The organism is Aquibacillus rhizosphaerae (genome assembly GCF_030282825.1).
Classification (GTDB): Bacteria; Bacillota; Bacilli; order Bacillales; family Amphibacillaceae; genus Aquibacillus_C; species Aquibacillus_C rhizosphaerae.
This window is the reverse complement of record NZ_JASTZU010000058.1, coordinates 292894-306446: the sequence shown is the minus strand read 5'-3', so window position 1 is coordinate 306446 and position 13553 is coordinate 292894. Positions and strand designations below refer to the sequence as shown.

General features: G+C 35.7%; 17 protein-coding genes and 1 pseudogene. 5 read left to right on the top strand and 13 right to left on the bottom strand.

The features are described from left to right. Window positions 1–118: 118 nt before the first annotated feature. Genes QQS35_RS18645 through QQS35_RS18625 form a run of 6 tightly spaced genes read right to left on the bottom strand, consistent with a single transcriptional unit; the run spans window position 119 to window position 2586 of the window. Complete coding sequence (locus tag QQS35_RS18645; RefSeq protein ID WP_285933727.1) at window positions 119–454, bottom strand: sodium:proton antiporter; 336 nt, start codon at window positions 452–454, stop codon at window positions 119–121. Between the two features lie 2 nt (window positions 455–456). Next, window positions 457–1179 carry a hydrogen gas-evolving membrane-bound hydrogenase subunit E gene (gene mbhE / locus QQS35_RS18640; RefSeq protein WP_285933726.1) on the bottom strand — a complete coding sequence of 241 codons (723 nt, stop codon included), beginning with the start codon at window positions 1177–1179 and terminating at the stop codon, window positions 457–459. A gap of 4 nt (window positions 1180–1183) precedes the next feature. Beyond that, entirely contained in the window at window positions 1184–1417 is a 234-nt protein-coding gene (locus tag QQS35_RS18635) for a Na(+)/H(+) antiporter subunit B (protein WP_285933725.1), read from the bottom strand. A 14-nt stretch (window positions 1418–1431) separates the two neighbouring features. Continuing rightward, the gene (gene mnhG, locus QQS35_RS22970) at window positions 1432–1767 is read right to left on the bottom strand and encodes a monovalent cation/H(+) antiporter subunit G (RefSeq protein WP_407933987.1); all 336 of its coding nucleotides are present in this window, start codon (window positions 1765–1767) and stop codon (window positions 1432–1434) included. Between the two features lie 4 nt (window positions 1768–1771). Continuing rightward, window positions 1772–2023 carry a monovalent cation/H+ antiporter complex subunit F gene (locus QQS35_RS18630; protein WP_285933724.1) on the bottom strand — a complete coding sequence of 84 codons (252 nt, stop codon included), beginning with the start codon at window positions 2021–2023 and terminating at the stop codon, window positions 1772–1774. A 56-nt stretch (window positions 2024–2079) separates the two neighbouring features. Beyond that, window positions 2080–2586: a Na+/H+ antiporter subunit E gene (locus tag QQS35_RS18625; protein ID WP_285933723.1), complete on the bottom strand. Its 507-nt coding sequence runs from the start codon at window positions 2584–2586 to the stop codon at window positions 2080–2082. Window positions 2587–2936: 350 nt separating this feature from the next. On the opposite strand from QQS35_RS18625, the gene QQS35_RS18620 reads away from it, so the two are divergent. Both QQS35_RS18620 and QQS35_RS18615 read left to right on the top strand, forming a co-directional pair. Next, complete coding sequence (locus QQS35_RS18620; RefSeq protein ID WP_285933722.1) at window positions 2937–3392, top strand: hypothetical protein; 456 nt, start codon at window positions 2937–2939, stop codon at window positions 3390–3392. Window positions 3393–3466: 74 nt separating this feature from the next. Next, window positions 3467–3868, top strand: a pseudogene (locus QQS35_RS18615) (helicase C-terminal domain-containing protein); the annotation flags it as partial. A 211-nt stretch (window positions 3869–4079) separates the two neighbouring features. Here the strand turns inward: QQS35_RS18615 and QQS35_RS18610 are convergent. Further along, on the bottom strand, window positions 4080–4280 hold the full coding sequence (locus tag QQS35_RS18610) for a DUF2188 domain-containing protein (RefSeq protein ID WP_285933721.1): 201 nt from the start codon (window positions 4278–4280) through the stop codon (window positions 4080–4082). A gap of 755 nt (window positions 4281–5035) precedes the next feature. On the opposite strand from QQS35_RS18610, the gene QQS35_RS18605 reads away from it, so the two are divergent. Further along, a complete protein-coding gene (locus QQS35_RS18605; protein WP_285933720.1) occupies window positions 5036–5299 on the top strand; it encodes a hypothetical protein in 264 nt (87 codons plus the stop codon). A gap of 175 nt (window positions 5300–5474) precedes the next feature. Next, window positions 5475–6167, top strand: a complete 693-nt coding sequence (locus QQS35_RS18600) for an aspartate/glutamate racemase family protein (protein ID WP_285933719.1) — start codon at window positions 5475–5477, stop codon at window positions 6165–6167. Window positions 6168–6381: 214 nt separating this feature from the next. Here the strand turns inward: QQS35_RS18600 and QQS35_RS18595 are convergent, their stop codons facing one another. From QQS35_RS18595 to QQS35_RS18580, 4 genes are all read right to left on the bottom strand, one after another. Then, window positions 6382–7704, bottom strand: coding sequence for an FtsW/RodA/SpoVE family cell cycle protein (locus tag QQS35_RS18595; protein WP_285933718.1), 1323 nt, complete (start codon window positions 7702–7704; stop codon window positions 6382–6384). Continuing rightward, complete coding sequence (locus tag QQS35_RS18590) at window positions 7701–8135, bottom strand: PadR family transcriptional regulator (RefSeq protein ID WP_285933717.1); 435 nt, start codon at window positions 8133–8135, stop codon at window positions 7701–7703. Before QQS35_RS18590 ends, QQS35_RS18595 begins: the two co-directional genes overlap by 4 nt. Window positions 8136–8141: 6 nt before the next feature. Further along, a complete protein-coding gene (locus tag QQS35_RS18585) occupies window positions 8142–8690 on the bottom strand; it encodes a sigma-70 family RNA polymerase sigma factor (protein WP_285933716.1) in 549 nt (182 codons plus the stop codon). 593 nt (window positions 8691–9283) lie between these two features. Then, window positions 9284–9739 carry a VOC family protein gene (locus QQS35_RS18580; protein ID WP_285933715.1) on the bottom strand — a complete coding sequence of 152 codons (456 nt, stop codon included), beginning with the start codon at window positions 9737–9739 and terminating at the stop codon, window positions 9284–9286. 77 nt (window positions 9740–9816) lie between these two features. Between QQS35_RS18580 and QQS35_RS18575 the strand changes: the two genes are divergently transcribed. Continuing rightward, window positions 9817–10725 carry a helix-turn-helix transcriptional regulator gene (locus tag QQS35_RS18575; protein WP_285933714.1) on the top strand — a complete coding sequence of 303 codons (909 nt, stop codon included), beginning with the start codon at window positions 9817–9819 and terminating at the stop codon, window positions 10723–10725. A gap of 422 nt (window positions 10726–11147) precedes the next feature. Here QQS35_RS18575 and QQS35_RS18570 read toward each other — a convergent pair whose 3' ends face one another. Together QQS35_RS18570 and rsgA are read right to left on the bottom strand one after the other, a co-directional pair. Beyond that, window positions 11148–12164 (bottom strand): phosphotransferase, encoded by a 1017-nt coding sequence (locus QQS35_RS18570; protein ID WP_285933824.1) that lies wholly within the window; start codon window positions 12162–12164, stop codon window positions 11148–11150. Beyond that, entirely contained in the window at window positions 12161–13234 is a 1074-nt protein-coding gene (gene rsgA / locus QQS35_RS18565; protein WP_285933713.1) for a ribosome small subunit-dependent GTPase A, read from the bottom strand. Before rsgA ends, QQS35_RS18570 begins: the two co-directional genes overlap by 4 nt. Between the last annotated feature and the right edge of the window lie 319 nt (window positions 13235–13553).

The following is a 13553-nucleotide window of genomic DNA, read 5'->3' as shown; positions in this document are numbered from 1 at the left end:
CCCCCGACAAGCTTAAGAGTGCCACATATAGGATTGACTTAAGACCTCGAGGGGGTAGGCGCTGGAGCTAGACATCTTTGAATTTTATGCTATCTTACCTAACGTGCAAAAATAGAAATTATCCTCTTAATTTTCGAATCTCATCAATGTTTAATGTTCTATATCTTCTATGTATCTTAATCACCATCACTAGCATGACAGCTGTAACACTTCCGCCGATAACAACGGTAGTTAGGGCCAGTGCCTGAGGGATAGGATCGACTACGATTTCATATTCTTTGTCTAAAATAGGAGCAGTTCCATCTGGTTTGTAACCTACGAGCATTAGTAACAAAATCAAAGAAGATTCTACAATAGTTACTCCAAAAACAATCTTTATTAAATTTTTTTTGGTAATGATCGTGTATATTCCTAGACAGAACAAAATGATTACGGCAACATAGGCTATTTCCACTATTATTTCTCCTTAATCAAACTATTAAAAATGATAGCCAGACCAGCTCCTACTTTTAATCCAATCATTACATTGATGAAAGGTATTAACCCGGCACTAAACACTTCTCCGGCATTTCCCGTTCCGAAATAGGCTTGTCCGTTGGCAAGAAAATTACTTCCAGTGAATACGCCTAGCAATCCCAGTAAAACAAAACCAATAGCTCCTATGTCTTCTACTAACTTTTTTTGGTCAGGTTTGACTATATATTCAGAGAATTCAACACTATAGGTTATTGTCAGCAGAATGGCAATGATAGACAGAACAACTCCTCCAACAAAACCACCGCCAGGACTAACATGACCAAATAATATTAAGTACGTTCCTAAAACGGCTAAATATGGGAGAATCAATTTCACCGTTTGCTTAACAATACTTTTAAATGTTGTACCAAAAGTTGTTGCTTTACTTATAGGGACCAGAAAAGCTAAAACAGTTGCAGCAGTTAAAATCATCGTTGCTTCACCCAACGTATCAAAAGCTCGGTAATCATATAGGACAGATGCAACTAAATTTATCGCCCCGGTTTCCTGTACCCCTTCAGAAATATAGTGTGCAGATAAATATCTTTTACGATTGTTATCAAGATTATGTATGTCATAAAATAAGAATAGTAAGAAATAAGCGAACGTTACAACAAGACCTATTTTATAAAGCTTTTTAAACACTTCATTAAGTCTACTCATTTCGTCAATACTCCGTTTTATTTATTGTAATTACAAAAAAAGCAGTCGTTAAGCCAGCAGTCATTATTGCTCCAGCGAGCGCAACTCCCGGAGCCTGGAGTATGACAAAAATAATGACTAGAATGGCCCCGAATAGGGGAAGCGTGATAACGGAATTGGATAGATCTTTAGTAAATACCATAAAAAATGCCGTAATGATTAAAAATAGTAATAACAGATAAAATACGATATTAATCACGACCTAACCTCCAATTATTTTTCGAAATCTTCTTTTGTATATACTTTGGGTATAAGATTATAATTATTATCAAATTTGGCGATGACATGAATGGCTATCGGATTCGTGATGAGTAAAAAAGCCAAGATTATAATTAGTTTTAAAGAAACAAAACTAATGCCCTCAAGTGCGATACATCCCATGAAAACTGAAATACCTCCGGCCATTAGGCATTTAGATCCAGCATGTAATCGTGTATACAGATTAGGAAAACGAATCAATCCCACAGCAGTACTTAACAAAAAATAAATACCTGTTATAAAAAATACAAAAGCAAATAGTTGTCTTATACTAGGAAGGAAATCAATCACCAACTCAACCTTTCCATGGTATTTTTAAATATTTAGCCATAATTAACACATTGATAAATAAGGAAATCCCATAAACTAAAGCAACATCCAAAAAGATTTTTCTTTCGAAATAATAACTTAATAAAACTAAAACTAATAAAAACATGACACCTATACTATTCATAGCAACGAGTCGATCAGGCAGACTGGGACCCTTAAAGACTCGATAAAATGCTAAAATAGCAGATAAGATAATTGCCAGTATTACATAGAGCACTACATCACACTCCACAAAATAATTAGGTGCTTAACAGAGATGTTCAAGAAGCTTAATTAATCAAAGATTTTCGCTATCAAATTCTCATGTTTAAGGATAAGCGTTTTCTTTCCTTCGACTTCGTCGTCACTGTCAACATCGATCCAGTGAATAACATATTCTTTATATATATCATCGAAATCCATCGCCAGAGCCCCTTGAGGGAGTGTGAAAAAGTGGACTAAAGTTGCCATACTGTTTGAATTTTCAAGAGATGTTTGTACGCTAACGAGCCGGGGAGAAAATGATGGTTTCATTTCAAATGCATGTCTGGATACTTTGAAAGCAGATAAAAATACATCATAGATAAATGCAATAATCACCATAAATATGTAATACAATTTTTTGGGGAAATCTTTCGTTCCATCTTTCATTTGTATTAATCTAAACAAATTCTCTGCCATCATAAGCGATATAATGGAACAAATAATAGTACCCAACAAAAATACCTGGATATTAAAGCGTCCTGCCAAAACAAACCATAGAACAAAAGTTAGAACAAATGTTAATAATTTTTTCTTCAAATGGTGTACCTCACTTTAAATTTAAAATTGGCTACAGCTGTAAGCAATGGAAGACAAATATAATTTAGTAGTACTTATTATTACCATAGGATGAGTTATTATTATAAAATATTTAAAATCTAAGGATAAGGAGAAATCCATTGCGCTACTTTCGTTTTTGGGACACCTACAACTGTAGACATGTTGAAAATTTGGCAAATAAAGAAAAGGAATAAATAAAACATATAGGGAATAGCAAAAGGCAGATAACCGGTGCGTCTTCTAAGTTTATTAATACACTAAAACTGTACAAATAGAAGAAAATTTCACTGGAACAATTGTAATGAAGCCATTAGTCGGGTATCAAACCCATGAATGGTAATGCTCTCGGAACGGAAACGAGTAAAAGCATTCATCAGTCAATGGGACAACCGAATACATTTTTTCCGCAATACATCGCCAGATATTATGCGCTGCAAACGGATATTGAAGCAAAAAGCATTAGTAAGATTATTTTTGTGAACATTCAATTTTATCATTGGGAATATGATACGTTTATTCCAACGTTTGTTGGAAGTGTGATAACTTTACCAGAAAGCCCGGAGCAATTAAAAGGATATGTCGAGAATTGGTGGTTGAAATACACAGCATTTGAAGACACGACATGGAAAGATAGTATAAAGAACGATGGTGAAATGCACACAGACATTGATCAGGAATATGGGATAACTACACTATTTTGGTGTGAAGACTTAGTTTCGATTGATGGGCCGGACCAACTTTTAGAGGTGGAAAAACAATTGGTGGAAGTGTTTGAAGAGGTATGATAACAATTTGATAGAATTGGTGAATCGAGAGCCAGACCTACACCTTCATAAAACTTGTCAGTATAGGAGCTGTAGGAATGACAGAAGCAGCAAGAGAAGATTTTCTGAAACAGTTTAAGTCAGGTCGTGCCGAGAGATTGGTAGGTTTCGCGGTACTCGGGGGGATTTTTTCTGAAGGAGTAGATTTAAAAGGGGAGCGATTAGAAGGTGTTGTCGTAGTTCGGGTTGGCATGCCACAAATTGGCTTTGAAAGGGATATAATAAAGGACTATTTCCAATCGATTGGAAAGAATGGCTTTGATTAGGCTTATGTATATCCAGGAATGAATAAAGTACTGCAAGCCGGTGGACGTCTTATTCGATCTGATTCTGATACTGGTGTGATCGCACTTATAGATGAGCGATTTTTACAGAAGAAGTATCAGGCGTTCATACCTTATGAATGGCAGCATTATAGAATTGGTGGTAAAACTTAAGGAAGTTCCCATATTGTCAGTGCCCGTGAATTGTTTAATTTGCCATTTTACGGGTGGTGGCAAGCACTATTTAAATGGACTTATGACCTTATTTTTTGTTGATATACCGAGGTTAACGTATACATTTAGTCAGAGACATAAAATCCCCCCTAAGATGTATCAATCTAACTATCTTAGGGGGAATGATATGTGTCACCGCTTATAGTTTGCGTTAGCTAAATGTTCTTTCATCTGCTACTTCGTGCTCATTGGTTAAAATGGTCAATATAGCAGGTTTGTTTTCAACAGCCAATTGTTCGCCGGCTTCAATTGCTTTATCTTTTTTATCATATTTTTGAGTAGGAGCAACATCCTCGACTTTAACATACCAAGCGGTAGCATCTTTATTTGGAGCTACTGTATAATTTCTCATAAAAAAACTCCTTTCTTCCTGAATTATTTCTTCGTTTTAAGTTTCGTACACTAATTAATGAATTAAGCCGGCTCCTTTTTATTGGCTATAATTAACCTTACCCACTTTTTTTTATTCTCTAACATCTTTTTAAAATGTGTTAAGCAGATGCGCCGTGAAGGAATCTTACTAATAGTAGGAACCAACTGATTAAAAGGAAGTAGAAAGAGCTCAATTTACTATTATATTTAGTTCTAGTGGGGAAATTAATAATGCAATTTCTGAACAAGAACAATCATTTCTTTTGCTAAATAAACTTTAGTGCCACTACCCGTAAAAAAATCGGATCTGAAATCTTACAAGTAAATGACAGGTACCATTTGTTAATCTTGTCTCATTATACGACGAACATAACAAATTACGGGTGGTGACATGCACCATCTTTTAATTTAAATAATCTATTGCATAATAAAGTTTGATTTCAATCTAAGGAAATATATCTACGTTTAAATAATTTTTATCACTGAATGACAAAAATTGTACCAGTAAAGCAGGAACTGACTTCAGTATCGAGCCAGATTGTGGAGTAACTCTTGTAGTGCGTAGTAGACTTATACTACGCAACAATGATATCCAAATATTTGGAAAAAGTGACCAAATACTCGCTCACTTCTGGTATGATTTTGGTATAGAGATTTATGATATTGTGAAGTGTTGATCTTAAACTAAAGGAACAGTAATGTTTAAGAAGAAGTATATTAACGAGGGGTGAGAATGTGAGAAAAGATAATTTAAAATGGTTGATGATGTTAGGTTCATTACTAGGGATTATCGGACTAATATTTATCTTTTTTAGTAATAATCTTGGCGCGAGCTTAGCGGAAGGTTGGCTTGCAAAGTATGATTACGCTCCATCGGATTACGAATCTAAAGTTAAAACAAATACAAATATCTTTCTAGTAACTGGTAGTATTCTTTTTGGAATTGGTCTTTCTACTGTTGTTTTTGCTTTTTACAAGATGCTAAATACAAAAAAATAGGTGCGTAGATTATTTGGCTGCCTGTTTAGTATAAGGAGCATATTTGGAACAAGCAGATACGTACAAATAATGAATGAAATTTTAAAATATTTATTTTTTGGGTTTATGATTAACAGTATTAAATATAAAAATGAGTAAAATTTGATAATAGCTAATCGAAAAAGGGAGAAAAGTGATGAAAACGATTGGACTTATAGGTGGAATGAGTTGGGAGTCTTCAGTAGAGTATTACCGAATAATTAACGAAAAGGTAAAAGAAAATTTAGGTGGATTACATTCTGCGAAGTGTCTTTTGTATAGTGTTAACTTTGACGAGATCGAACGCTATCAAGCTGAAGGTGATTGGGATAATGCGGGTAAAGCATTAGGAGAAGTTGCATCATCTTTAGAAAAAGCAGGTGCAGAATTCATAGTAATTTGTACAAATACAATGCATAAAGTAATTGATTATATAGAGGCGATGATAAACATTCCTGTATTACATATTGCTGATGCAACAGCGAATCAAATCCAAAGTTCCAATATAAAAACAGTTGGTTTACTTGGGACTAAATATACAATGGAGCAAGATTTTTATAAATCTCGAATCGAATCTAATGGAATTAACGTATTAGTTCCTGATAAAGAAGAACGAAACAATATTAATAAGGTTATATATGAAGAGCTGTGTTTAGGACAAGTTAAGCAATCATCAAAAGATTATTATAAATCTGTTATTCAACATTTAGTGGCTGAAGGAGCTGAAGGAATCATCTTGGGATGTACAGAAATAGGATTTTTAGTTAAAACTGAGGATTCAGAAGTTCCATTATTTGATACAACAGTTATTCATGCAATTGAAGCAGTAAACATTGCTCTAAAAAAATAATGCTTTTAGAAAGAATTTCTATGCATTAAGGCTTATTAAAGTAACGGGAGGTTATCTGAACAAAAGATAAAGTCAACATAAGCCCTTAATAAGCTCAACAGGAGCAATGTATTAAAGTGAATAACTATGTGTAATTAAATTGTTGAAGCCTGTATCAGCAATTCGTTTTAACAAAAGATACAGGCTAATTATTTATCAAATTAACTATCTTGTCTTAATCTATTGTCTTCTTATACTTAGTTAACACCGTTGCCTCTACCATATCCTTTCTACGGTATATGCTTAAAATGAGTCCAAGCATAGCAGCTGAAACGACCAGCATACTTCCACCATAGCTTACAAACGGTAAGGAGACTCCAATAACAGGCACTAACCCTAATCCCATGAAGATGTTCAAAATCGTAGGTACTGTAAAGAATACCGCACCACCAATTACTATCAATCTTCCGTATAAATCCTTTGTTTTAAAGGCATTTAATGAGATACGTAATATAAATACTGAAAGAATCAGACAAAGGGTAATTCCAAATGCCCAACCAAGAGAATAGACTAGATAAGGAAAAACAAAATCTGTATGTACGTTTGGGAGCGAATGTAGCTCACTATTAATCCCATTACCAAACCAACCTGCTTGGGAAAGTACTTCCCTAATTTGGTTAGATATATATCCTTCTCCATCAGGATACGTATTTGGATTTAGAAAAAAAGATAATCTATCATGGATATAATTCCCAAGAGTGCTAATCATAATTGCACCAATAACACATACTCCAAGTACCACATTAACTATAATTAACTTTATAGCTAATTTTTTTTGAACAGGGGAAAAAGCAAACATAGTTACTATACAAATTAGATAAATGAAACCCACCATTAAGTCCGGAAGCATTAGATAGATCAATATCGGAATCCAAAAAAGAAAAAATAGTACGACTTGTTTGATTCTACTAGCAAACTCATTAATCCTAGTAAAGATGCCTGCCCAAGCAAGGATAAATAAAAATAAGGTTATCATAGGTACATGCAAGGTTACTCCTGGGAAGGCAATCCAATTTTTAGCACCACTCACCATTATGCCAAAAAAATAAGTATATACGTGCATGATTAAGCCAATCCCATAAAAAAACATCCACAAGTTCTTTAGTTTCCGGTAGTCAAAGAACAGAAGAGTAATAATTGTAAGGGCAGCCAGTGTGTACCATATTGCTTGTTTGGTTACAGAATTTGGTAACCCGTAAACGCCATTTATTAGTGGTAGAAAGCTGATAACGGCAATAATTCCGAATAACACAATAAGAACCCAATCCATTTTTGGTTTATGAAGTTGATTTAAACTCTCACCTAACGTAAATGGATTTCCCATTTCTTCTATTGCTTTCTCTTCTGCTTCCTCTTTAGAAGATTCTCTTTGTTGATAAGACTGACGCAACTCTTGTAAATGATTACGCAGTTCTTTTCTAATCAAACTATGGGCTTCCTTTGACTTCACTTTAGAGGTTACTTTACCTAGAAATTCTTCAAATTTGTTGGTACTCATAAAGATGCCTCCTCGAGTAAATGTTTTAAAGATTCCTGTTTCTTAGAGCTAGCTTGTTTGGAAGTAGCTAAATATTTTATCCCTTTCATCGTTAAGAAATAATACTTCTTTTCCTTTATCCATTTCGATATGACAATTTCCTTGTTTTCAAGTAGATGTAAAAGTGTATAAAGCTGACCTTCATTATTTTGAAAGCTAAAATCCTTTTTATGAAAGAGGTGAGTTGAGATATCGTAACCATTTTTGGGTTCATGCTGAATCGATTCTAATACGGCTAAAATCGTTTGTTCTTTCCAAGAATGTAGCTGTTGTTGAGAATGTTTTCCCCTTATTGTTTCTTTTACTGCATCTTTTCGCTCATCCGAAAAGGAAAAGTCTTTAAAGATTGTTTCTTTCATTGCACTTTTCAAACTAACAAATGGATCACTCATCGCTTATTAAACCTCCTTCATCATCTTATCTCTTAATAATTCCTTGGCACGTTTCAATCTAGTTTTTATTGTATTAATATTTATGGTAGTAACTTTGCTTATCTCTTCTAATGATAACTCTTCATAGTAATGGAGAAAAACTACTTCTCTATACTTTATAGGTAATGCCATAATTGCACGAGATAAACTGTTTTCTTGATTTTTTGAAATAACTTCCTCTTCCACTTGTTTTGATTTGGAAGGGATATAGTCCCACACTTTTTCGTTGAGTTTTATTTTGCGATAATGCCAACTTCCCAAGTAGTCTTTACAATGATTACTTGCAATTCTGTAAACCCAGGTTTTAATTGATGCTTGCTTATTAAATTGATCTAATTTTTCATAGCACTTTATAAATATCTCTTGTGTTAAATCCTCTGCGGTCGCTCGATTTTTGACATAGGTAAATACAAGATATAGGATACCATCGCTATATTCCTGCATTACTTGATCAATTATTTGTTCCTTATCATTAATCCATGTTTCTTCCACCGACAATTGCTCCAGTTCATTCATCTAGGTATCACCTCTTCCTTAATCTTAGACGAAACTAACTACATTTTGGTTTGGAAATAATTTTATTGAATCAGGATTTTTTTCTTTAAGTGTGATGGATTACACTTTGAATGTTCAACAAGAGGATCGTTATATATTATTGGCGATCCTTTTCTCTTGAATGGTTTAATGAGTTATTGGAATTTATGTTAAAATAAAATGTGAATCAATGATCTTAAAGTAAAGGAGCAGGTAAAGTGGAACAAATAATGTTAAACTTGTCTGCAATCTGGCCTGTTTGTGGAATCAACAACGGTTACATTTTTCAATCATTAATTAATTGTTTTTGCATATAAAGCATTGCATGTTTTAGAGCAACAAAGTAATTCAACTGTTGAATACCTTCATGTTATACTACTGTGTTTAGTATTCCTTCAGATTAATATTCCTTACCCATTTACATCCCTACTTCTAAATGAAATTTCAAACTAAAATAGAAATAAAACAGACCCTGAAATCACCCATCATAAGGGGGAATTCAGGGTCTGTTGATAATGTATTAGTGTGGATGTATGGTAAAAACTATTAATGAAACACCCACTCTGATAAAAAATCTAATCTACGAAACCATCTAGAAATTTACTCGCATCACTATTGAATTTCCACATTACACCAAATTTGTCGACTAACATTCCAAAACTTTCTGACCACGGTGAAGAAGATATCGGCATAATCACAGTACCACCTTCCGAAAGCTTTTCGAAACATTGTTTATTTATTTCTGGATCAGCATCAATAATACTGATTAAGACGGTGTTCCCTGTTGTGATTTCGCCTGCCGCTGCTTGCATAAATGGTGGAACATCAGAGATCATTAAAATATTCCCTGAAAACTCAATACGAGATTCCATAATCATATTTTGTTCTTCTGCCGTTAATGGAGCATTTGGATCTTGACCAAAAGCACCAAATCTCACCATTTTTACATTTGTTGCTTGTAACGCCTTTTCATAAAAGGCTAATGCTTCTTCTGCTCTTCCATCAAATTGTAGATAAGATATTGCTTTCATAATTTAATTCCTCCTTTTCATATTTGAAGTATAATAGGACATAGGTGACAACATTATGTCGTATATGGGAGGGAAATATGAAAAAAATTGAACGACTTATCTCGATAGTGATGATCTTGTTACAAAAAGAAGTTGTTTCGGCATCAGAATTTAGTCGACTTTTTAATGTAACGAAACGAACGATTCAACGTGATATGGAAGCATTAAGTTATGCAAACATCCCTATTTATGCGAAATATGGTGCTGAAGGGGGATATGCGCTAATGGAAGGTTATAAATTCGACAAACGATTACTAAATCACATGGATATTGAAAATATACTCGTAGCCTTAGGTGGTTTTGATGGACTGATTACGAATCAAGAGATTCAAACGACTATTCAAAAGATCAAAGGAATGGCCAGCAAAGATATTTTCCCAAAACTTGATTTATCTTTTTATGATTGGGTTGGAAGAAGTCAAATTAAGGACGAAATTTTATTTATCAAGAAGGCGATTGAGAATAATTGGTTATTAAAGTTTGAGTATGTAGACCAAAATGGAAAGATTACTAATAGAGTCGTAGAACCCTATAAGTTACATTTAAGTGAAATGCATTGGTATCTTATTGGTTATAGTTTAGAAAGGGAAGACTATCGAACGTTTAAATTGACGAGGATAATAAATATCCAAAAAGACGGTTTTTTTGACCCAAGGTCTGAAAAGGAATTTAAGGATGAAAAAAAATACAATGTACAACCAAAATTGGTTAGTGTACAACTATCGATAGATGTTGCTGTGAGAGATCAATTTATCGAGAGATACGGGAAAAATGCCGTTACAAAAGTAAATACAAGAAGTTACCTTGCGACAATTGAATTGCCTGAGAATAAATTCGCCTACCAATTTATAGCCGGATTCGGTAATAAAGTTAAAATTATGAAGCCAAAAGATTTTGTTTCTAAATATTTGAACTTTCTAGAGGACGCAATGAAGCTTTACAAATAAAATGTTTATAGGTCAGCTTATAAGATTGAATGATGGTTATATCGAATAAAAGATTATTGAATGACCTAGCTGTTATAAAGGATGATCTATATAACTCTGCCCTATAACATTTTATAGACTCATTAATCAATTCTTCACTGAAATCAGATAAGTTTTCTTCAGTTTATATCCACTCATTTTCTCTTTTCAATTCAACACCCCATCAATGGTTGGGTTCTTTATCTTATGATAGTTAAAGATAAGCAACCCTTTGCTTTAGGGTTGACATAGAAAAGGCTTCCCTGTCTAATTGCAGGAACGCTATGCCCCTTTATGCTACCATTTTTTTATGCAATTTTCTGTTACAAGATCATAAGCTAGCCATACAAAAGAACATCCGAAATCCCTTGAATGTATCGGGTTTCGGATGTTCATTTTTAGAATCAACTCTGAACAGGGCTGGTCTTCATTTCATAGATTTTTTGGAGAGTATGGACATGCATTGTCTTTTCGCTATCATCTTCTGTGTGGAGGTACCACTCCACTAGTCTATACCCAAACATTAGAAGGATCAGCTCGTAGACGCAATGGTCGGCGATAGGGCTTAAATCCGCATATTCTGAAAAACCTTTGTAATACGCGGGGACACATCTCTGGTAGTATTCGACCATATGATCAATATCCGCTTCATCTGCAATCAGGCTTGCTATATCTTCTCCTAGGTAGCCCCAGCCACAGGTATCCCAATCAATGAGCACGATTTTGCCATCGGTATAAATCAGATTGGTTACCCAAAAGTCCCGGTGGCAAAGTACGAGCGGGAATGTTTCAATACGTTCTAGTATCTCATCTGCGTGCTTATCTATGTCGATGAGCATTTGTCGCACCTGTTGCGGTAATTCGCAATCGTCCGAGCGTATATAATCATATACGACTGGCCATGAACGGTAATGCAGATACGTATTTTTCATGAGATCAGCATGGCTCAAGTTGGTTAGGCTTTGAAGTACAGAGGGCTGCTCAGCATACAGCCTGCCTTGAAAGCGTCCTAACTCAAACGCGGCCAGTTCATACATGTCTCCGGTTAAGTCTAAACCGGTAACACCATCAATATACTCTAGCCATAGCTGAAATTCATCTTCTTCAGCATTGATCTCAGCGTGATAACATTTTGGCCAACGGAAGTTATCCGAGAAGGTTGATCCTAGGTCAGACGAATAGAGATCGTATTCCCGACGCCATGAGTTTGGATCTCCATAACGTTCCCATTTCTTCTGGATTTTTAGCACGATACGATACGGTATTTTTTTGCTATCTATAGTTTCTGCGCTACCTGTTATCAGGTAGACATTTCCCACTGTTCCGCCCTGTAACGACTTGCTTTGGTAGTTTGCGGAGATGACAGCCGTCTTGAATTGATGGCTTAAGGCACAAATTAGTGTTTCAGGTTTAATATTCAGTTTTTCCATCCTCCTTTTTTCCTCGTTTGCTTGCTCCATATGGCTTTCGTTTTGTTTCGAGCCCTCTTGTCGATAAGGTAGCTCGTTTTATCGTAGACAAACTTGTTTTCATGCTGCTGGGCAAGATAATGCTCCCACCTTTCACGCAATAACGAACCGTCTGTAAGGGCTGTAAGAACAGCACAGCCCGGCTCGGTTTGATGACAGTAATCCGAAAATCGGCATTGTGCGAATAATTCTTCCACATCGGCAAAGCTTACACGGATGCCTTCTTCGGCATCAAATAGCCCAAGTTCACGCATGCCAGATGTATCAATGACCATTGCGCCGGAGGGGAGCATGAACAGTTGACGGTGTGTTGTCGTATGTCGCCCTCGGCTGTCGCCCTCCCGAATCGATTGGACCTTCATTACATCCTTTTCCATCAAAGCATTGAGCAGAGATGATTTACCGACGCCGGACATGCCGAGAAAGACTACTGTTTTACCAGGCATCAAATAGGCTCCAAGTTCGTTCAATCCCTGACCTGTATGACTGCAGATCGCGTGAACTCGCACATCAGGGATGCTTTGTGTGACTTCAGTGAGCGGGAGAATATAATCTTCAACTAGGTCTGTCTTGGTCAGAATGACGACTGGCTGACCTCCGCTTTGTCTTGCTTGTGTTAGGTACCTTAAGATGCGGGTAATGTTAAAATCCCAATTCAGAGAAGAAAGGATAAATACATAGTCAAAGTTGCTCGCGACTACCTGTTCCAGCAGTGTTTTGACATAGCCCACAGCATGACCTGAGTAATCCGCACGTGAGAACTTGGAGCTGCGGGGCAGTACCTTAACAATGAGAGAATTTTCTTCCTCGTTGTACTGCAGCAAAACAAAATCACCGACACAAGGAAAGTCTTCACGCGTTTCAGCTTTGTGATAAAATACGCCTTTGAGTACTGCAGACACTTCGCCGCGCTCGGTCATGACTGTATAGCGCTCTCGCCGAAGCTCAGTTACCCTACCGAGAACTAAATCAACTGGACATTCTTCTCTTTCTTTGTAACCATAATTTTTTAAATCCATCATGTTTTTTGTTAGCTCCTTTTAATGTTGTTTTTTGGACGCAAAAAAACCACGGACAAGCAGCCTCTAAAGAAGCTGCTGTCACGCGGCATTTAGGACGCAAAAAAGATACGACCTTCATCGTATCCTGCAAACAGCAATATTCACGAAAGGTTACTTCTGATGGCATACCAAATAATACGGACATGTACCCGCTTTTTTTACGTATGCCTGTTATTCAGTTTTAAGACAAAATCACCATATAAATAGCTGCCATTAAAAAACATCTCCCTTCGTGTAGGAACTTGCTTATCGTTAAGCTGTCTATAGAGTACCTATATTG